The organism is Pseudomonas sp. PS01303 (assembly GCF_029959385.1).
GTDB lineage: Bacteria > Pseudomonadota > Gammaproteobacteria > Pseudomonadales > Pseudomonadaceae > Aquipseudomonas > Aquipseudomonas rustica.
This window is the reverse complement of sequence record NZ_JASCPK010000113.1, coordinates 1-20,007: the sequence shown is the minus strand read 5'-3', so window position 1 is coordinate 20,007 and position 20,007 is coordinate 1. Positions and strand designations below refer to the sequence as shown.

Below are 20,007 nucleotides of genomic sequence, written 5' to 3'. Positions count from 1 at the left end.
GGATTTATCCCCGCTGGGCTGCGCAGCGGCCCCAAAATCTTGTGAGCGCTGCGCACTCAAACGGGGATAAATCCCCTCGCCACATAATCCCCAGGCCACAAAATCCCCTTGCCACATAAATCCCCACAAAAAATCCTCTGACCATAAAGACTTGGCCACAAAGAACCTATGAAACCCGATAAGCATTAGCGCTCAACCGCGGGACAGGAACACATCGGCCAGCAGTTGATTGCGCGGCAGTCCGGCCAGGTACAGGCACCGGGCGAAGGCGTCGACACTGGCCGTCGAGCCGCAGACTAAAGCCAGGGTTTGTCTGGAGACAAGGCGCAGTTGCGCCAAAGCGGCGGCTGACTCGGCCGCCGTCCACAGTTCGACACTAAGGTTTTCACGCTGGGCAGCAAGCGCCGCAAGGGGTTTGGCCAGATAGTGTTCGCGATCGTCATGGGCCAGGTGAATGACACGGATTGCGCCTTGGTGATCCTGGCGCAACGCTTCACGCAGCACGCCGAACAGCGGGCCTAAACCAGTGCCTGCCGCGAGCAGCCACAGTGGCCGGTCATGCCAGTCGGCGTCGTAATGCAAAGCGCCGCCGCGCAATTCGCCGAGGCGGATCGCATCGCCAATCTGCAAACGCCGGGCGGCGTCGCTGAATTCGCCGGGCTGGCGGCAATCAAGGTGGAATTCGAGAAAACGATCTTCTTCCGGCAAGCTCGCCAGCGAATACGGCCGGGCGATGTGATTGATCCACAGCACCAGATGCTGCCCGGCGCTGTAGCGCAATGGACGTTGCGGGGTCAGGCGCAGACGCAGCACGCTGTCGCTGAGCCAGTCCAGCGCTTCGACCACCGCCGGGCGACCGTCGACAATCGGGTCAAAGGTGTGTACCTGCAAGTCTTCAGTCACCTGACATTGGCAGGCCAGTCTCCAGCCCTCTTGCCGTTGTTCGGCACTCAAGGCATCCGGGCGACTGTCGGCAGGCAAACCTTGTACGCATTGCACCAGACACGCATGGCAGCTGCCGGCGCGGCAGCTGTAAGGCACGGCAACGCCATTCTGGTTGAGAGCGTCGAGCAGATTAGTGCCCGACGCCACCGACCACTGCCGTTCACCGACGCGAAGTTCAGGCATCGACGTTCTCCCACGCCGCCGCACAGCGATTACGCCCGTCGCGCTTGGCCCGATAGAGCGCTTGATCGGCGCGATGCAACGCGTCGTCCAAATCATCGCCCATTTCCAACAAAGTCATATCGACCGAAAGACTGAGGTTGCGCACATTCAGGCCCACCAGTTCGACATCGGCGAACGCAACGCGCAGACGTTCGCAGCACGCGGTCAACTGTTCGGCATCGCAGTTGGGCAGCAACACCACAAACTCTTCACCCCCGTAGCGCGCCAGCACATCACCGTCGCGCAAGCACGCTTGAGCAACGCCGGCGAACGCCTGCAACACTTGATCGCCGGCGGCATGGCCGTGCATGTCGTTGATGCGTTTGAAGTGATCGAGGTCGATCAGCGCCAGGCCGTGCGCCACGTCTTCGTCCATTTCATTGAGCTCGCGCGAGGCCAGACGCAGGAAATGACGACGGTTGAACAGCCCGGTCAGCTCATCGGTGGCGACCAGATCTTCCAGCTGCCGCATCATCCCACGCAGGGTGTCCTGATGCGCCTGCAAGGCAAACCGGCGCTGACGCTGGCGTTGTCGCGAGACCTGAACGAAACGTGCGTAAAGCACCAGCCACGCCAGCACCATCGCCAGAATGCACACTTGCAACGCGGCCAGTGCGGGCTCGGCCAAGCGGAAGTTGTAACCGTCCCACAAGGTGATGGCGCAGAAACTGAAGAACACCAGCAGCGCCGTTCGAATGAACGCGCGTCGACTGAGATGGAACAGCCCGAACAGCAGGATCAGCACGTAAAAAACCAGAAAGGCGCCACGCGCCTCATCCAGATGGGCGATCAGCCAGGTTTGCCAGCCGAGGCCGAGCAGCACCTGCACTTCGGTCATGCTCGGATCGTCGAAGCGCTGATTGCGCCCGGTCCAGAACAAGACGAACAGGGTTGCCTGACTGATCACCACGAGGGCGCTGCCGACGGCCACAGTATTGAGGGATTGTTGGTAATGCCCGGTAAAAAACGCCAGCCACAGTAGCAGCAGAGCCAATCCATAGGTGGCTGCAGCAAGGGCAAAACGTTTGAGCAAAAGACGTTGTATGGCGTTATGGGTCAATCGTTGACTCACCGTGCGATAGGAGGCTGACTGAGTGTCCTACTCTACAGACCGGCTGCCACTTTAGAGGCGTAGTCGATAAATGACCACCGATTTTCGGGCCCGAAAATTGACGTCAAATGCCTGACCTTAAAAGCCCCTCACCCTAGCCCTCTCCCGGAGGGAGAGGGGACTGACTGTGTTGTCTGTTCGAGATACGCCGACTTGAACCAACGAGCCGAACTCAGGTTTTGAAGTCTGCGCAGATCGGCTCCCTTTCCCCCTCGCCCCCTCTGGGGGAGAGGGCTGGGGTGAGGGGGTAAATTCTGAAGTGCTAACCCGATGTCCGATATTCGCCCATCCATGCGACCAACGAATGACTGCCGACGCGTGTATGCCCCTTTGATGCGCGGTATACTGCCGCGCCTTTTTAGCGTCGCGCCAGCAGCCCCGGCGTGCCCGGCCCCAAGGGCCAGCTTCTAGTTGCAAGCTTCAAGCCGCAAGCTCAAGCAGTCCGCGTACTGCTCCAACTTGCCGCTGATAGCTTGAAGCTTGTAGCTGCCCCATAGAATGTTCCCGTCTTTTAGAGGAGCGCGACTCATGACCGTGATCAAGCAAGACGACCTGATTCAGAGCGTTGCCGACGCCCTGCAATTCATTTCCTACTACCACCCCGTGGATTTCATCCAGGCGATGCACGAAGCCTACCTGCGCGAAGAATCGCCAGCGGCCCGTGACTCGATGGCGCAGATCCTGATCAACTCGCGCATGTGCGCCACCGGCCACCGCCCGATCTGCCAGGACACCGGCATCGTCACCGTGTTCGTGCGCGTCGGCATGGACGTGCGTTGGGATGGCGCCACCATGGGCCTGGACGACATGATCAACGAAGGCGTGCGTCGCGCCTACAACCTGCCGGAAAACGTCCTGCGTGCCTCGATCCTCGCCGACCCGGCGGGCGCTCGTAAAAACACCAAGGACAACACCCCGGCCGTGATTCACTACTCCATCGTCCCGGGCAACACCGTGGAAGTGGACGTGGCGGCCAAGGGCGGCGGTTCCGAGAACAAGTCGAAAATGGCCATGCTCAACCCGTCCGACTCGATCGTTGACTGGGTGCTCAAGACCGTTCCGACCATGGGCGCCGGCTGGTGCCCACCGGGCATGCTCGGTATTGGCATCGGCGGCACCGCCGAGAAAGCAGCGGTCATGGCCAAAGAAGTGTTGATGGAATCCATCGACATCCACGAGCTGAAAGCCCGTGGCCCACAGAACCGCATCGAAGAAATGCGTCTGGAGCTGTTCGAGAAGGTCAACCAGTTGGGCATCGGCGCCCAGGGCCTCGGTGGCCTGACCACCGTGCTCGACGTGAAAATCATGGACTACCCGACCCACGCAGCCTCGCTGCCGGTGTGCATGATCCCGAACTGCGCCGCCACCCGTCACGCGCACTTCGTGCTCGACGGTTCCGGCCCGGCCTCGCTGGAAGCTCCACCGCTGGACGCCTACCCGGAAATCGTCTGGGAAGCCGGCCCGTCGGCCCGCCGCGTCAACCTCGACACCCTGACCCCGGAAGACGTGCAGAGCTGGAAGCCGGGCGAAACCGTCCTGCTCAACGGCAAAATGCTCACCGGTCGCGACGCCGCGCACAAGCGCATGGTCGAGATGCTCAACAAAGGTGAAACCCTGCCGGTCGACCTCAAAGGTCGCTTCATCTACTACGTTGGCCCGGTTGATCCGGTCGGTGACGAAGTGGTTGGCCCGGCTGGCCCGACCACCGCGACGCGGATGGACAAGTTCACCCGTCAGATCCTTGAGCAAACCGGTCTGTTGGGCATGATCGGCAAATCCGAGCGCGGCCCGACCGCAATCGAAGCGATCAAGGACAACAAAGCCGTGTACCTGATGGCTGTCGGCGGCGCTGCTTACCTGGTGGCTCAGGCGATCAAGAAGTCGAAAGTGCTGGCATTCGCCGAACTGGGCATGGAAGCGATCTACGAGTTCGAAGTCAAAGACATGCCGGTCACCGTTGCGGTAGACAGCAAAGGTGAGTCGGTACACATCACCGGCCCTGCGATCTGGCAACAGAAGATCAGCGAAAGCCTGGCGGTAGAAGTGCAGTAAGTTTTGCAGCACTGAAAAAGGCCGATTCATCTGCGAGGATGAACCGGCCTTTTTTGTGGGCGTGACCATCGCGATAAAAACCCCGGACAAGCATACAAAATGATCTTGCGCACCTGTCAGATCTGACAGGTTACGCCGCCTGCACTTCTTGATAGCGTCACTCCACCTGCCCCGCATTCGCGCAGTGGATGGAACCATGGCCGATCAAGACCTCAGCATCGTCACCCCGTCAATCTCCAGAAGCGCGTCGATTGCCACCATTGGCAAGGACTGGGGCGTGGTCGGCCCGACGGGCGCAGCTTCTTTTGTGTTGCCGATCCCCTCTTCTGCCGGACGTGGCTGGGATCCGCAACTGTCACTGTCTTACAGCAGCCAGACCGGCAATGGTTCGTTCGGGATTGGCTGGGGAGTGGGCCTGGCGCAGATCAGTCGCCGTACCCACAAAGGCGTGCCGCGCTACACCGATCTCGACGAAATCGTCGGCCATGACGGCGAGGTGTGCAGACCTGAGTTTGAGAGCGATGGATCGATCAAATCGCGCCAGGAAAGTCAGTACAACGGTGTGGATATCGGCCTGCATGAGGTGGTGCGCTATTGGCCTGAGGTCGAAAGCGATTTTACTCTCCGCGAATACTGGAAGCCTGTAGCAGACCAAACGCCTTTCTGGCTGATTCATGGCGCCGATGGCTCGCTGCAGGTGTACGGCAAGACCCCGTCTTCACGCATTGCAGATCCGGATGATCCACAGCGCGTGAGCGCGTGGCTAATCTGCGAAAGCCTGAATTCACGTGGCGAACACATCTGCTACGAATACAAGGCCGATGAAAAAGCCCCCGGCAGCGACGATGACCCCAGCGCCCAGCGGTACCTGCAACGCGTCTGGTATGGCAATGCCGAGGCCAACGCAGACTTGTACGCCTGGAGTAACGCCAACCCTGCGGACATGAGTTGGCATTTTCATCTGCTGTTCGACTATGGCGAGCGCAGCACGGCGTACTCGGACAAACCTGCCTACGTCGGCGACAAGCCCTGGCTGCTGCGCAAGGACACGTTTTCCACTTACGGCCAAGGCTTTGAGGTCGGCACTCAGCGGCTGTGTCAGCAGGTGTTGATGTTCCATCATTTTCCGCTGGAAACGGGGCCCGACCCGGTGCTGGTTCGGCGGCTGCTGCTGGAGTACTCCAACAACCCGCAAACCGGCGGCTACAGCCTGCTGTCGGCCGCGCACTACCAAGCGTATGACAGCAGCGCTTACGTGGAAAACACACCTCCGGTGGAGTTTGACTACTCACCGTTCGTCATCAACAAAAGCCCTTCGCGCCTGTTTGAATCCGAGGCCATGCCGGGGATCGATACCGGGACGTATCGCTGCGTGGATTTGTACGGTGAAGGCGCTGTCGGTTTTCTCTGCTCCTACAACAATGCCTGGTACTACCGTGAGCCTGTCCGAGAAAGCAGCGGCCCGGATGCGATTGGCTACACACCGTGGACACTGCTGGAAAAAATCCCCGTCGCCAACAGCCAGCCGAACGCGCGGCAGATCCTCACCGATCAGACCGGAGATGGCCGGCTCGACTGGATCACGGTTGAACAAGGCATCAGCGGTTACAACACATTGAATGCCGATCGGCGCTGGACGGCGTTCACCGCGTTCCGCACCTTCCCGGCGGAGTATTTGCACACCCTCGCACAACTCGGTGATCTGTCCGGCGATGGCCTCAGCTCGATTGCCTTGATCGGGCCGCACTCGGTGCGCCTGTATGCCAATCGCCGCGAGGAAGGTTTCGCCAAAGCCGAGGAAGTGGATCACACGTCCGACCGGTTGCCGTTGTTCGGTCCTTCGCGCAGCCAACTGGTGATGCTGGGCAACTTGCGCGGCACCGACATGCCGGAGTTGTTCAGCATCAGTCACGATCAAATCAAGTGCTGGCCCAATCTCGGGCACGGCACATTTGCCCATGGCCGCGTCATCTCCAGCCTGCCCTTCACCTATGGGCAGTTCGATACCGATCGGGTACGCATCGCCGATCTGGACGGTTCCGGCGCCCCCGCCCTGCTCTATCTGAACAGTGAAGGCTTCGACATTTACCTGAATCGGGCCAGCAACGGTTTCGAGCAAACGCCGATCCACGTGCCGTGGCCGCAGGATGTGCGTTATGACCCCTTGTGCCAGGTCACTGTCGCCGATCTGCAAGGTCTGGGCTGCGAGAGCCTGATCCTCACCGTAGCGCACAGCAAACCGCAGCACTGGCGCTATGACTTTGTTTCGGCCAAACCTTATCTGCTGACAGCCAGCAATAACAACATGGGCTGTAGCGCGAGCGTAAGTTACCGCAGCAGCGCGCAGGAATGGCTGGACGAGAAAACCCGACGGCTTGCCGAGCAGCCGACACAGACGCCGGCTTGTTACCTGCCGTTCCCGATTCAGGTGGTCAGCCGGCAAAGCCAACTGGATGAAATCACCGGCAATTGCACCACCCAGTTGTTCCGGTACGCCGAAGGTTTTTACGATGGCAAGGAGCGCATGTTTCGCGGCTTCGGCTTCGTCGAACAAACCGACAGTGAGAGCGCCAGTCCGGCTGATGACGCCAGCTTCACTGCGCCAGTGCGGGTGTGCAGCTGGTTTCATACCGGACAATCAATGGATCGCTCACGCGAGGGCTATTTCAAGCGCGACGCCGATGCCGTTGCGCTGGGCAGCACCGTGTTCAGCCAGTATCACCCCAGCGATGAATGCGATGTCGTGGTGACGCCACCCGAAGATGCTCACGACGAAATAGCCAGAGCACTGGCCGGTTCCATTGCCCGCATCGAGACCTACGCTGCCGACGCTGATCCCGCTGTCGCTGCGCCCTTCGCGGTGCAGGAAACCCGCTATCTGATTCGCGAAGTTCGCCCCAAAGGCGCACACGATGCGGCGCGGGTATTGCTGCCGATGGCGCTGGAACAGATCAACTACGCCTACGACCGGTTTATCGACGACCCACTGTGCACTCACGACATTACGCTGTGCCGGAATGCGTACGGATTGCCAACCCATGACGTGACAGTCAGCTACGCCCGGCGCCTGACTGAAGCCTCGCCGCCGCCCTTTACCGATCCGGATCATCAGCAATGGTGGCGCGACGCTCATGATCCCGCGCAACAGTCTTACTACCTGAAAGAGAGCCGGGCGCGGTTTATCGACCTGAATCAGAATCCACAACAATGGCGGCTGGGCCTGACTTTTCAGCAGCGCGGTAATGCCTTGGTACTGCCTAAAGGTTCTCTGCCCGAAGGCCTGTCGCCCGCTCAAGTGTCGTACGAACACCTGATCGAACATCAGGGCTCACTGCATTGGCAGACCGAACGCGTGCTGACCACACAATCGGTGCAGCGTTATCTCAAGACCCTCGACCAGTCTCCCCTGCCGGACGGTGAAGCCGAATTTGCAGCGTTGCCGGGCCCTCTCGAACTGGCGCAAATGGACAAGACCGCGCTGGACGCTTACAGCGAATTGGCGAACTTCGATATTCGCGCGCAACTGACCCGCATCGGTTACACCCCGATGCCGTTTTTGTTCAAGCAAACGCCCGAGGACGACAGCGCTCGCAATCTCTGGTCGTCGCGCTACAACTTCGCCCGTTATGCCGGGCCAGAAGGTTTTTACAATGTCCAGGCGTTCAACGAAACGCCCAGCCACGGCGTGACAACGGCCGAATACGACGCTTACCGTTTGGCGGTCACTCGGGTGGTGTTGCCTGATGGCTGCACGACCCACGCTCGATACGATTATTTGCATCAGCTCCCTGAGCAGATTACCGATGCCAACGACAACATCGAAGAAGTGATTTACCTGCCCTCGGGTCAACCGCTGGCGGTGAGTTTCTACGGCACTGAAAACAGTGTGCCGGCGGGATTCAAGCCGCTAAGCGAGTATCAGCTGCCGACAGATCCAGACCCTGCAGCGGCCATCGAACACCCGGCCGAAGCGGTGCAAAAAGCCGCCAGTACATTGCGCAAGAATCTGTTCAGCTGGATGGGCAATGTCTTGCCTGATGTCAGCACCGAACAACTGCTCGAATGGATTGGCCAGCGCCATGTTTTGCCCAGCGGCCATATACGAGCCAGTGCGCGTCTGCAGCTTGCTCGCTCGCAGGTTCTGACACCCGCACAACAACTGCTGAGTGCCGCCGTTGCTGCGGCCGCGCGCGATCCGGTGCACAGCGTGATGCTCAGCGCCGACCGTTACCCCGATGATGCAACGGCGGCGCAGATCCATATCGTCAAAGCCTGTGTCGACGGCTTCGGGCGGCCCTTGCAGACTCAACAACGGGTCGATCCCGGTCTGGCGTATGTCGTGGCGGCTGACGGCTCGCTGGTCATCGAAAACGGTCAACTGGTTGAAGCGTTGGCTGATCCGCGCTGGCGCATCAGCGAACGCATCGACTACAACAACAAAGGGCTGCCGATCCGCCAATACCGCGCGTTTTTTGCCAACGTCCACGGTTACGTTAACGACCACTCCCTGCGCGAATACGGCTTTTACGATCAACTGTTTTATGACGAGCTTGGGCGGCTGATCAAAGTGATCAATGCCACCGGTGACTTCTCTCGCGAGACTTATCACCCTTGGTATAAAACCAGCGAAGACGCCAATGACACCGCAGAGCCGGCGCCTGCAAAACCCTCGCGGACACTGCACTGATGAACAGCGATGTCCACCTGCGCACACCGTCACTGACGGTGAACAATGGCTGTGGCTGGCCGGTTCGGCAGATCGCCTACCTGCGCACGGTTGCCGAGGAAACGCCCGTCGCCCTGGTCAGCCGTCAGCAACACGACGTTGCCGGACGGATCATCGAGCAATGGGATGCGCGCCTGCCGCATCCCAATCTCACTAGTGTTTACGGGTTGGCCGGTGCGCCACTGAAAGTCGATAGCGTCGACGCTGGCTGGCGCTTGAACCTGCCGGGGCTGGCCGGGGAAATCCTTGAACGCCGCGATGAACGCGGCAGTCTTTGGCGCACGACATACGATGAGCAGTTACGCGTTGTCGCTGTAGAAGAAAACGCCCAGCCGAATGTTGAAACCTTTAGTTATGCAGATGGCTTGGCCGATGCCGGTCAGAACTTGCGGGGCCGTCTTCTCAGCCACATGGATCAGTCCGGCAGTCTGGCGATGCACAGCTACGGACTGGCGGGCTCGGCGCTGCACGATACGCGCACCTTTCACGATGCTCAGGCGTTTTCCAGCGCTCGCACGTTCGGCCCTCTAGGGCCTGTGCTGGAGCAAACCGATGCCGGTGGCCACCGGCAACAATCGCATTACGATCTGGCCGGCCAGCTCAGCCACGTAGCGTTAAAAATCGATGCTGCAACCGATTGGCAGCCTGTGCTGATCGAGGCGCAGTACAACGCTGCCGGGCAAATCATCCTGCAGCAAACGGGCAACGGTGTAACCAGCCGCTGGCACTACGATTCGGCCAACGGACGCCTGCATCGGCAATCGGCGACATCGCAGCAGTCGGCAACGCTGCAAGACTTTGAGTATGCATACGATCGCGTCGGCAACCTCACCCGAATCCTCGACCACGTCTTTACGCCCAGTTACTTCGCCAACCAGCGGGTTGATGGCCACCGCGAGTTCAGTTACGACTCACTGTACCGGCTGAGCAGTGCCAGTGGTTACGACGATGCCGCGCCCACTGATCATCCGGGCCGACCCGAACCGGGCAACCCTGCTGACCGGCGCAATTATTTGCAGACCTATGCGTACGACAGCGGCGGCAACCTGATCGAACTGCGCCATGTGCGCGCTGACGCCAACCTGACGCAACGGATGTCGATCGACCCGAACAGCAATCGCGCCGTACGTAGCAATGAACTCGATCCGCAGCCTGACTTTGACACACTGTTCGACCGCCACGGCAACCTGCTGACGCTGCAACCTGGTCACCCAATGACATGGAGCGCACGCGATCAACTGACCGACGTCACGCTGGTGAAGCGCGATAACGATCCCGATGATCAAGAGCACTATCGCTATAGCCAAGGGGGGCGCGTCTACAAGCGTCACGACTTCGATTCGAGTAAACACTTCCACGAGGTGCGTTACCTGCCAGGGCTGGAAATCCGCCGCAAAGACAATGGCGAAGAGTTGCACGTGATCAGCGTCGGCAACGCACGGTGCCTGCATTGGGCAGCTTCACCGCCCTCCGGGATTCCTCAGAATCAACTGCGCTACACCCTCGAAGATCACTTGGGCTCGTGCCTGTTGGAGCTGGATCAACTGGGCCAGACCATCAGCCACGAAGGCTATTACCCGTTCGGTGCCACGGCCTGGATGACGGCACGCTCACTGATCGAAGTCGCCTACAAATTCATTCGTTACTCGGGCAAGGAAATGGATGTCAGCGGTCTGTATTACTACGGTGCGCGCTACTACGCGCCGTGGGTACAGCGTTGGGTCAGCGCCGACCCGTTGGGCGCAGTGGACGGGCTGAATCTGTATGCGTTCGTGGGCAACAATCCGTTGCGCTATGTGGATGCAGGCGGGGGCAGTAAAGCGCAAGCGGATATCAGGCTTTCTTCGGCCTTCATCTCTGCTGTAGGCGAGTTTGCCGATCACACCAATCGCGTGATGCATAACGTTATCAACCAAAAGCACCTTGTCCGAAACTTGTTGGCCAATACGGGGGTAGAGGTGATCAAAGGTGCCGCGGGAACTGTTGCCGGGTTTTACTCAGCGCAAGTGCTCGATTCCTTAGTGCCCAGTGTGCCTGGCGTGCCCCATCTGGGAACTGGCGGCTTGATCGCGGGCAACTTCGCCGGGGACATGGTCAACGAAGTACTGGATCCGCTGGCAAACTTTGCAGCGAGTAAAACAGGGCTCACGCTCGGCCCCCTGATTCCGCAAACGTCAACCATGTCAGTGGCCAAAATCAACAGCAAATTGGGCATCAAGGAACAGGCTAAAGACATCACAAGCGTAAGCGACTTTACGGAGCAAGTGATCAACCCGGCACTCAACGCTGTGCTCAACCCTGACTTCATGATGAATCGAGTCATGAGCTCCTGGCTCTCAATCATTCCCGCTACGTTGAGTACCTTTCAGCGTGCGATTGAAGTCGAGGACATTAAAGTTGGCCTCGATCCGGTCAAGATGAACAAAATCGAAGCGATGTACACCGATTGGCAACAGGCTGTCGGGGAACATGCCGACAACTACGAGGCGGCGTTCACAGCGCTCGGGACTGATGTCCTTGCCTCGTCCGGGATAGGCAAAGGCTCTATCAGCCTCGCATCCTTACGCCAGCAAACCCAAGCCGTGCAGGCAAATATCAGCCAGGGCCTGGCGGGCATTGCTGCCTACAGGCAAATGAACACTACCGACAACCGCTATTTAAGAGCGCAAGCCCACCCGCAAAACAAGGTCCACTCGCGTCTGTACAACTGGTGGACGCATGAGAACAAAATGTAGCTCGATCCATTGGCAGACACCTGCTCTGAAGGTGCGGGACAGCCGTCAGTTGACGGTGCGCGAGGTGCGCTATTTGCGCAGCGCAGAGTCGGTTGAAGCGCAGCCGCTGGTGACTCGCCAGCAATATAATCCTGCCGGTCATCAGGTGGAACAACGAGATCCGCGCCTGTTCGACGCCAGCACGCCTGCCAATGTCGCGACCGTTTACTCGCTGTCCGCTCACCCGCTGATGATCGACAGCGTTGACGCCGGTTGGCGACTGAACCTGCCGGGCATGGCCGGACAAGCGCTGGAGCGTTGGGACGGGCGCGGTAACCACTGGCAAACCTGCTTTGATGAGCAACTGCGCGTATTGAGTGAGGCAACCGCCGACTCTGGCCACCTGGAAACGCGCAACTACGCCGATGCCTCCGCCGACAGTGGCCACAATCTGTGCGGCCAGATGACCACATTGAAAGACACCTCAGGCTCGCTGACCTTCCAGAGCTTTGCCTTGTTCGGTCAGCCGCTTGAACAAACCCGTACCTTCGCAGATTCGCAATCTCACACCAGCCGGCAATCGTTCGGCTCGCTAAATCAGCTGCTGACGCAAACCGACGCGGGTGGTCATCGACAGACTTTTTCTTACGATGTGGCCGGCCAGGTCGCGCAGGTTTCTTTACAGCGTCAGGGCAGTGAACCTCAAAGCATCTTGCAACGTGCGCAATACAACGCTCACGGCCAGATCATCGAGCGGCTGGCGGCCAATAACGTCGTCAGCCAATGGCTTTACGATCCTGCCAATGATTGGCTGCTAAGCGCTCAAGCCGGCGTTGCCGGGCAACCGCTGCTGCAAAACTTTGAATACGCCTACGATGCCGTCGGCAATGTACTGCGGATCGACGATTCCACATTTACACCGGTGTATTTCGCCAACCAGTACATTGATGGCCACCGAGCGTTCAGCTATGACTCGCTTGATCGGTTGATCACGGCCAGCGGCCATGACGCCGCCCCGGCCTCTGAGATTCCGGGCAGACCCTCGCCCAGTGATCCGAACAACCTGCGCAATTACACGCAGCACTTTGAATACGATGTGGCCGCCAACCTGATCAAACAGGTGCACGAACGCGCCACGGGCGGCTACACGCGACAGATGCAAGTCGCGCCATCGAGCAACCGTGCGCTGCCTTGGCAAGCCGACGATCCGCCACCGGATTTCGCCACTGCTTTCGATGCCCATGGCAACCTGCTCAACTTGCGCCACGGCCCGCAACTGGCCTGGAACGCGCTGGATCAACTGCGCCAGATCACCCTGCTCAAGCGCAACAATGCTTTAGCAGATGATCAGGAAGCGTACCTCTACAGCCTGGGCGAACGCGTCTCCAAACGCCTTGAAAGCCACAGCGTCGGCGCATCACATTTTCAACAGGTGCGTTACTTGCCAGGGCTGGAAATCCGCACCCGCGACAGCGGCGAAGAACTGCACGTCATCATCCTGCCCGACAACGTGCGTTGCCTGCATTGGCGTAGCGCGCCACCGGCGGACGTCGCGAACAATCAACTGCGTTACAGCCTCGGTGATCACTTGGGTTCCAGCGCGACCGAACTTGATGAACAGGCGCGAGTGCTCAGTCAGGAAACCTACTATCCGTTCGGCGGCACCGCGATTTGGCTGCCCCATTCCAAAAGCGCGGGGGATTACAAAACCATTCGTTATTCGGGCAAGGAGATGGATGTCAGTGGGCTGTATTACTACGGTGCGCGGTATTACGCGCCTTGGTTGCAGCGCTGGGTGAGCGCGGATCCGGCGGGGGATGTGGATGGGCTGAATCTGTATGTGATGGTGGCGAATAATCCGCTGCTTTATGTCGACAAAATGGGTAATGCAAAAGCGGTATTTGGTAATGGATTCAGGGGATTGATTGGCAATGTTGACTTCGACGGCGCTACCAGTGCGACAACTCTGCTGAGCACACTGAAGGAAAAATTCGAGGGACACATTCCCGATGGGATCGATGTCGATGAGCTGGTGACCAACACCAGTTTTTTGAAGTTCGCCGGCTCCCAATATGGATTAAGGACAGCATTCAACGGGTTCAGAGCAGCAATGCTCGCATCCGTCCCGGCAGGAGGTGTGGGGGGAGTCATCTATGAAATCGCCAATGGCAACTATGATGCAGCGGCGATGGCTGCCAGCAGCGCGATCGGCCTTGCGGGTACGGTCTTGGGTGGTGGTTTGTTAGGTGCTGCCACCACCCTGGTTTCGCGCTATGTCAATTTAAGAACCGGTCTGGAAAAAGTAAAAGCGCTGCGCGATCAAGAAACTGAAACAGCGCTTGAGATATTTCATGATGCTGTTCAGTCAAGCAGCGAAATTGCCAATAGCGAACGACAGGTCGAAACGCTCGCCCAACTCCGTGTATCGACTGTCATCCTCGATGCCCTGACGCCAGAAGATCGGGCGACCTACTTTGCACAGCGTGACAAACTACCTGACGACCAACAACGAGCAGTTGCATCGCTGGTCAATGAAGGTGTTGCCCCGTTCGATGCAATCAGCACTGTAGTGGAAAAGGCACAATCGCAAAGGCTTCCCAACAGAATCATAAATTGGGTATTCCCTGCCAGATCCCATGCTTTGGCCGAATCTCAGGTGTGATTTCAATCTTCAACCAGAACATCGAATCCCCCCTGCCCATGCTATCTTTCCCGCCCGACCTGCCACCCATCTGCCCAGCATGCTGCCGACTTCCCGTACCTTGCGTCTGTCGTTGTATTCCCTGCTGATCGTCGCCGGTGCGGCCGTTGCCGCGACCCTTGCCATCCGCCACGCCGAACGTCAGGCGCTGGAGGAAGATGCGGCGCGTGCCAATCAGCAACTGGCGCTGTACGCCAACTCGTTGCACACCCTGATCGACCGCTATCGCGCCTTGCCCGCCGTGCTGGCGCTGGATCCGCAATTGCGCTCGGCGCTGGCAGGTTCAGTGGATGCCGAAGAGCAGGCAGCACTGAATCTGAAGCTGGAAAAGATCAACGGTGCGGCGCAGTCCTCGACCCTTGAATTGCTCGACCACACGGGCCTTGCCGTGGCGGCGAGCAACTGGCGCCTGCCGAGCAGTTACGTCGGCCACAACTACGGCTTCCGCCCCTATTTCAGTCAGACCCGCACGCAGGGCACCGGGCGTTTTTATGCGGTGGGCGTGACCAGCGGCATTCCCGGTTACTTCCTGTCCAGCGCGGTGCTGGGCGACAAGGATGAGTTTCTCGGGGCGATGGTGGTCAAGCTGGAATTCCCCGAACTGGAACGGGAATGGAGCCAGGGCAGCGACACGCTGCTGGTCAGCGATGCGCGCGGGATCATCTTCATCGCCAATCAGCCGGGCTGGCGCTATCGCGCGCTGCGACCGCTGAGTTCCAGCGACATGGCCGAGATCAAAGCCACCCGCCAATACGACAAGCAAGCGCTGGTGCCGCTGACGCATCTGGCACTGCGCAGTTTTGACGACAACAGCGATCTACGCCGCGTTGAAGGCCCGCAAGGCACGGCGGATTATCTGTGGGAATCCCTGCCGCTGGCCGCCGAAGGCTGGACGTTGCATCTGCTGCGTCACCCGCAGGTGGCCTTCGAAGATTTGCGCAACGCCGGGCTCGCCGCTGCCGGGGTGTGGCTGGCGCTGGTGTTTTTGCTGCTGTTCCTCAATCAGCGCTGGCGTCTGGCGAAAATGCGCCAGCGTAGCCGCGAAGAACTCGAACAATTGGTCGAAGAACGCACCCGCGATTTGCGTACCGCGCAGGACGGTCTGGTGCAGTCGGCCAAACTCGCGGCGCTGGGGCAAATGTCGGCGGCGCTGGCCCACGAAATCAATCAACCGCTGACCGCTCAGCGCATGCAACTGGCGACTCTGCGGCTGCTGCTCGACCATGGCCGCGTCGACGATGCATACAAAGCGTTGAAACCGGTGGACGAGATGCTCACGCGCATGGCGGCGCTCACGGGCCATCTGAAAACGTTCGCGCGCAAGAGCCCGAGTGGTTTGCGCGAGCGTCTGGATCTGGCCACGGTGGTCGATCAGGCGCTGCAATTGCTCGATGCGCGTCTGCGTGACGAACAGGTCAGTCTGGTGCTGCACCTGACGCGGCCGGCGTGGGTGCGCGGCGATGCGATCCGTCTCGAACAAGTGCTGATCAATCTGCTGCGCAACGCCCTTGATGCGATGCAAGGCAAAACCTGCAAGCGTCTGGAGATTCGTCTGGAAGTCGACGAACAATTGTGGCGCCTGAGCGTCATCGACAATGGCGGCGGCATTGCCGAAGAGCATCTGAGTCAGGTGTTCGATCCGTTCTTCACCACCAAACCGGTAGGCGACGGTTTGGGTCTGGGGTTGGCGGTTTCCTTCGCCATCGTGCATGAATCCGGCGGTCGCCTGAGCGCCGACAATGGCGAGAGCGGCGCGGTGTTCAGCCTGACGCTGCCAATCGATCTGGAGGCGCATATCTGATGCTCAATTCGGTGATGGTGGTCGATGACGAAAGCAGTATTCGCAACGCAGTCGAGCAGTGGCTGAGCCTGTCGGGGTTCGAGGTGCAGTTGTTCAGCCGCGCCGAAGAATGCCTCGCCGCGCTGCCCGCGCATTTCCCCGGGGTGATCCTCAGCGACGTGCGCATGCCGGGCATCGGTGGCTTGGCGTTGTTGGCCGAAGTGCAGAAGCGCGACGCGGATCTGCCGGTAATTTTGCTCACCGGCCATGGCGATGTGCCGATGGCGGTCGAAGCCATGCGCGACGGCGCGTACGACTTTCTGGAGAAACCGTTCAGCCCGGAAACGCTGTTGGGCAGCCTGCGCCGGGCGCTGGATAAACGCCGCCTGGTGCTGGAAAACCGCGCGCTGCACGAGCAGGCCGACAACCGCGCCAAACTCGATACGACGTTGCTCGGGGTGTCGCGTGGTTTGCAGACACTGCGTCGGCAAGTGCTCGATCTGGCGGCGCTGCCGGTCAACGTGTTGATCCGTGGCGAAACCGGCAGTGGCAAGGAACTGGTTGCGCGTTGCCTGCATGATTTCGGCCCGCGTGCGGACAAGCCGTTTGTGGCGCTGAACTGCGCGGCGATCCCCGAGCAGTTGTTTGAAGCCGAGTTGTTCGGGCATGAGAGCGGCGCGTTTACCGGTGCCTCGGGCAAGCGCATCGGCAAGCTGGAATACGCGTCTGGTGGCACGCTGTTTCTCGATGAAATCGAAAGCATGCCGCTGGCCCAGCAAGTGAAATTGCTGCGGGTGTTGCAGGAGCAGAAGCTCGAGCGCTTGGGTTCGAATCAAAGTATTCGCGTGGATTTGCGCATCGTTGCGGCGACCAAACCGGATCTGCTCGACGAGGCGCGGGCCGGGCGTTTTCGTGAGGATCTGGCGTATCGCTTGAACGTCGCGGAGTTGCGCCTGCCGCCGCTGCGTGATCGTCGTGAAGACATTCCGTTGCTGTTTGAAACCTTCGCGCAGAGTGCGGCTGAACGTTTGGGGCGGACTTTTCCGCCGTTGAGCGGCGCGCAGTTGAGTCATCTGCTCAGCCACGACTGGCCGGGCAATGTGCGGGAACTGGCGAACGTCGCCGAGCGACAAGTGCTGGGGCTGGGGCTGGATGAACCGGCGCCGGGGATTGATCCGGGGCAATCGCTGGCGGCGCAGCAGGAAGCGTTTGAGGCGCAGTGTTTGCGCGCGGCGCTGACGCGGCACAAGGGTGATGTGAAAGCGGTGCTTGAAGAGCTGCAACTGCCAAGACGGACGTTTAATGAAAAGATGCAGCGGCATGGGTTGAGTCGGGAGATGTTTCTGTAGCGCATGTACTTGATCGTTCCCACGCTCCGCGTGGGAATGCAGCCCGGGACGCTCTGCGTCCCCACCAGAGCCGAACGCAGAGCGTCCGTTGAGGCATTCCCACGCAGAGCGTGGGAATGATCGGAGTGAGCGATATTCCGCTCATAGATCCTCTGCGATGAGCGGATTTCCGCTCACCCGATCCCGTCAACCCCTCTAAACCGCCCCTCCCCCCGTTGGCACACCTCCTGCTATAGCCCACGCAGGCTGCGTTTTAACGCGCTCCACAAAAACAATTAAACGAAGGATCCTTCAATGGATAACTCCAACGCCCTGCCACTTAGGTCGGCTGCCGTGCCCGCCAAAGAAAGAACCACCGCCAGCCGGATCAAATCGATCTTCAGCGGTTCCGTCGGCAACATGGTCGAGTGGTACGACTGGTATGTGTATGCCGCCTTCTCGCTGTACTTCGCCAAATCCTTCTTCCCTGCCGGCTCCTCCACCGCACAACTGATGAACACCGCTGCGATCTTCGCCGTGGGCTTCCTCATGCGTCCGATCGGTGGCTGGCTGATGGGCCTCTACGCTGACAAGGTCGGGCGCAAGAAAGCGCTGATGGCCTCGGTCTACCTGATGTGCTTCGGCTCGCTGTTGATCGCGCTCAGCCCGAACTACGAAACCATCGGCATCGGCGCGCCGATCCTGCTGATCTTCGCCCGTCTGCTGCAAGGCCTGTCGGTCGGTGGCGAGTACGGCACCTCGGCGACCTACCTGTCCGAGATGGCGACCAAGCAACGTCGCGGCTTCTTCTCCAGCTTCCAGTACGTAACCCTGATCTCCGGCCAGCTCATCGCGCTCGGCGTGTTGATCGTGCTGCAAAACGTGCTGACCACTGAACAGCTGTACGCATGGGGCTGGCGTATTCCGTTCGCCATCGGCGCACTGTGCGCAGTCGTTGCGCTGTACCTGCGTCGCGGCATGGAAGAAACCGAGTCGTTCACCAAGAAAGAGAAGTCCAAGGAAAGCGCGATGCGCACCTTGATGCGTCATCCAAAGGAATTGATGACCGTGGTCGGCCTGACCATGGGCGGAACGCTGGCGTTCTACACCTACACCACCTACATGCAGAAATACCTGGTGAACACCGTCGGCATGAGCATCTCCGACTCGACCACTATTTCCGCAGCCACGCTGTTCCTGTTCATGTGCCTGCAACCGATCATCGGTGGCCTCTCGGACAAGATCGGTCGTCGTCCGATCCTGATCGCTTTCGGCGTGCTGGGCACGATCTTCACCGTGCCGATCCTGATGACCCTGCACACCATTCAAACTTGGTGGGGCGCATTCTTCCTGATCATGGCGGCGCTGATCATCGTCAGCGGCTACACCTCGATCAACGCGGTGGTGAAGGCCGAACTGTTCCCGACTGAAATCCGCGCGCTGGGCGTCGGCCTGCCGTACGCACTGACCGTGTCGATCTTCGGCGGCACCGCTGAATACATCGCGCTGTGGTTCAAGAGCATTGGTATGGAAACCGGTTACTACTGGTACGTGACGGCGTGCATCGCCGTGTCGCTGCTGGTGTACGTGACCATGAAAGACACCCAGAAGCATTCGCGGATCGTGACTGACTGATTGGGTTTTCACAGCCACTGCAATGGTGGCTGTGATGGCTCTATCGCGAGCAGGCTCACTCCTACATTTGGAATGCGTTCCCCTGTAGGAGTGAACCTGCTCGCGATTGGAGTCGACACGCTCTCCAGCCCTGTATGAAAAATCTGTCACCCGCCCCCACCCGCCATTAATCGCTAATTAATGCTGGCGCGACATCCTGCCCCTACCTGATCGATGACCTGCGCGACGTTCGCTTCGACGACGTAAGCGATTTAAATGCGCCGCCCTTAACATCAATTTAATCGATAGCTTTTAGCATTATTTTGCGCTTTTTAATCGAATTGATCGGCGTAGCATTAAACCCAAGCAAGACACACACCCCCAACGCATTCGGAGTACACGACCATGAAAACCAAACTGATCCTCGCCTTCGCCCTGTCCGTACTGGCTGCCAACACCTTCGCCGCCGACGGTTACGACCGCACCGGTTCTGCTGTGGCTGCTGATGGTTATGACCGCACGGGTTCTGCCGCTGTTGCTGCTGATGGTTACGACCGCACCGGTTCGGCGACTGTTGCTGAAGATGGCTACGACCGCACCGGCTCCGCGACTTTCGCCGCCGACGGTTATGACCGCACCCAATCCGCTGCCATCAGTTAATCGCTGCTGCACAGCGCACAGCCCGGCTTCGGCCGGGCTTAGTTATTTCTGGGGTAACACAAATTCCGAATGCCCCCCGTTCCCCTGTAGGAGTGAGCCTGCTCGCGATAGCGTTTCATCAGTCAACATTGATGTGACTGACACACCGCTATCG

General features: G+C 59.4%; 11 protein-coding genes. 8 read left to right on the top strand and 3 right to left on the bottom strand.

Going from position 1 to position 20,007, the window contains the following annotated elements; all coding sequences use genetic code 11:
- From QMX93_RS23290 to QMX93_RS23280, 3 genes are all read right to left on the bottom strand, one after another.
- The coding region (locus QMX93_RS23290; protein WP_282358118.1) for a hypothetical protein at window positions 1-186 on the bottom strand (186 nt) is incomplete at its 3' end.
- A gap of 6 nt (window positions 187-192) precedes the next feature.
- Window positions 193-1,128: an iron-sulfur-binding ferredoxin reductase gene (locus QMX93_RS23285; RefSeq protein ID WP_282358117.1), complete on the bottom strand. Its 936-nt coding sequence runs from the start codon at window positions 1,126-1,128 to the stop codon at window positions 193-195.
- A complete protein-coding gene (locus QMX93_RS23280; RefSeq protein WP_282358116.1) occupies window positions 1,121-2,227 on the bottom strand; it encodes a GGDEF domain-containing protein in 1,107 nt (368 codons plus the stop codon). Before QMX93_RS23280 ends, QMX93_RS23285 begins: the two co-directional genes overlap by 8 nt.
- A gap of 579 nt (window positions 2,228-2,806) precedes the next feature.
- Between QMX93_RS23280 and QMX93_RS23275 the strand changes: the two genes are divergently transcribed.
- From QMX93_RS23275 to QMX93_RS23240, 8 genes are all read left to right on the top strand, one after another.
- Window positions 2,807-4,330 (top strand): fumarate hydratase, encoded by a 1,524-nt coding sequence (locus QMX93_RS23275; protein WP_007916251.1) that lies wholly within the window; start codon window positions 2,807-2,809, stop codon window positions 4,328-4,330.
- Between the two features lie 196 nt (window positions 4,331-4,526).
- On the top strand, window positions 4,527-9,017 hold the full coding sequence (locus QMX93_RS23270) for a SpvB/TcaC N-terminal domain-containing protein (protein WP_282358115.1): 4,491 nt from the start codon (window positions 4,527-4,529) through the stop codon (window positions 9,015-9,017).
- A complete protein-coding gene (locus tag QMX93_RS23265) occupies window positions 9,017-11,791 on the top strand; it encodes an RHS repeat-associated core domain-containing protein (protein ID WP_282358114.1) in 2,775 nt (924 codons plus the stop codon). Before QMX93_RS23270 ends, QMX93_RS23265 begins: the two co-directional genes overlap by 1 nt.
- Window positions 11,792-11,846: 55 nt before the next feature.
- The gene (locus QMX93_RS23260) at window positions 11,847-14,432 is read left to right on the top strand and encodes an RHS repeat-associated core domain-containing protein (protein WP_282358120.1); all 2,586 of its coding nucleotides are present in this window, start codon (window positions 11,847-11,849) and stop codon (window positions 14,430-14,432) included.
- Window positions 14,433-14,511: 79 nt separating this feature from the next.
- A complete protein-coding gene (locus QMX93_RS23255; protein WP_282358113.1) occupies window positions 14,512-16,272 on the top strand; it encodes an ATP-binding protein in 1,761 nt (586 codons plus the stop codon).
- Complete coding sequence (locus QMX93_RS23250; protein WP_282358112.1) at window positions 16,272-17,600, top strand: sigma-54 dependent transcriptional regulator; 1,329 nt, start codon at window positions 16,272-16,274, stop codon at window positions 17,598-17,600. The genes QMX93_RS23255 and QMX93_RS23250 overlap by 1 nt, the downstream gene beginning before the upstream one ends.
- Before the next feature lie 294 nt (window positions 17,601-17,894).
- The gene (locus QMX93_RS23245; protein WP_282358111.1) at window positions 17,895-19,214 is read left to right on the top strand and encodes an MFS transporter; all 1,320 of its coding nucleotides are present in this window, start codon (window positions 17,895-17,897) and stop codon (window positions 19,212-19,214) included.
- A 384-nt stretch (window positions 19,215-19,598) separates the two neighbouring features.
- Window positions 19,599-19,853, top strand: coding sequence for a hypothetical protein (locus QMX93_RS23240; RefSeq protein ID WP_159812556.1), 255 nt, complete (start codon window positions 19,599-19,601; stop codon window positions 19,851-19,853).
- The last annotated feature ends 154 nt before the right edge of the window (window positions 19,854-20,007 follow it).

Excerpts from the sequence above, each read along its gene's own strand:
- QMX93_RS23270 (WP_282358115.1), top strand. The coding sequence starts at position 4,527 with ATGGCCGATCAAGACCTCAGCATCGTCACCCCGTCAATCTCCAGAAGC.
- QMX93_RS23245 (WP_282358111.1), top strand. The coding sequence starts at position 17,895 with ATGGATAACTCCAACGCCCTGCCACTTAGGTCGGCTGCCGTGCCCGCC.
- QMX93_RS23275 (WP_007916251.1), top strand. The coding sequence starts at position 2,807 with ATGACCGTGATCAAGCAAGACGACCTGATTCAGAGCGTTGCCGACGCC.
- QMX93_RS23250 (WP_282358112.1), top strand. The coding sequence starts at position 16,272 with ATGCTCAATTCGGTGATGGTGGTCGATGACGAAAGCAGTATTCGCAAC.
- QMX93_RS23285 (WP_282358117.1), bottom strand. The coding sequence starts at position 1,128 with ATGCCTGAACTTCGCGTCGGTGAACGGCAGTGGTCGGTGGCGTCGGGC.
- QMX93_RS23240 (WP_159812556.1), top strand. The coding sequence starts at position 19,599 with ATGAAAACCAAACTGATCCTCGCCTTCGCCCTGTCCGTACTGGCTGCC.
- QMX93_RS23265 (WP_282358114.1), top strand. The coding sequence starts at position 9,017 with ATGAACAGCGATGTCCACCTGCGCACACCGTCACTGACGGTGAACAAT.
- QMX93_RS23255 (WP_282358113.1), top strand. The coding sequence starts at position 14,512 with ATGCTGCCGACTTCCCGTACCTTGCGTCTGTCGTTGTATTCCCTGCTG.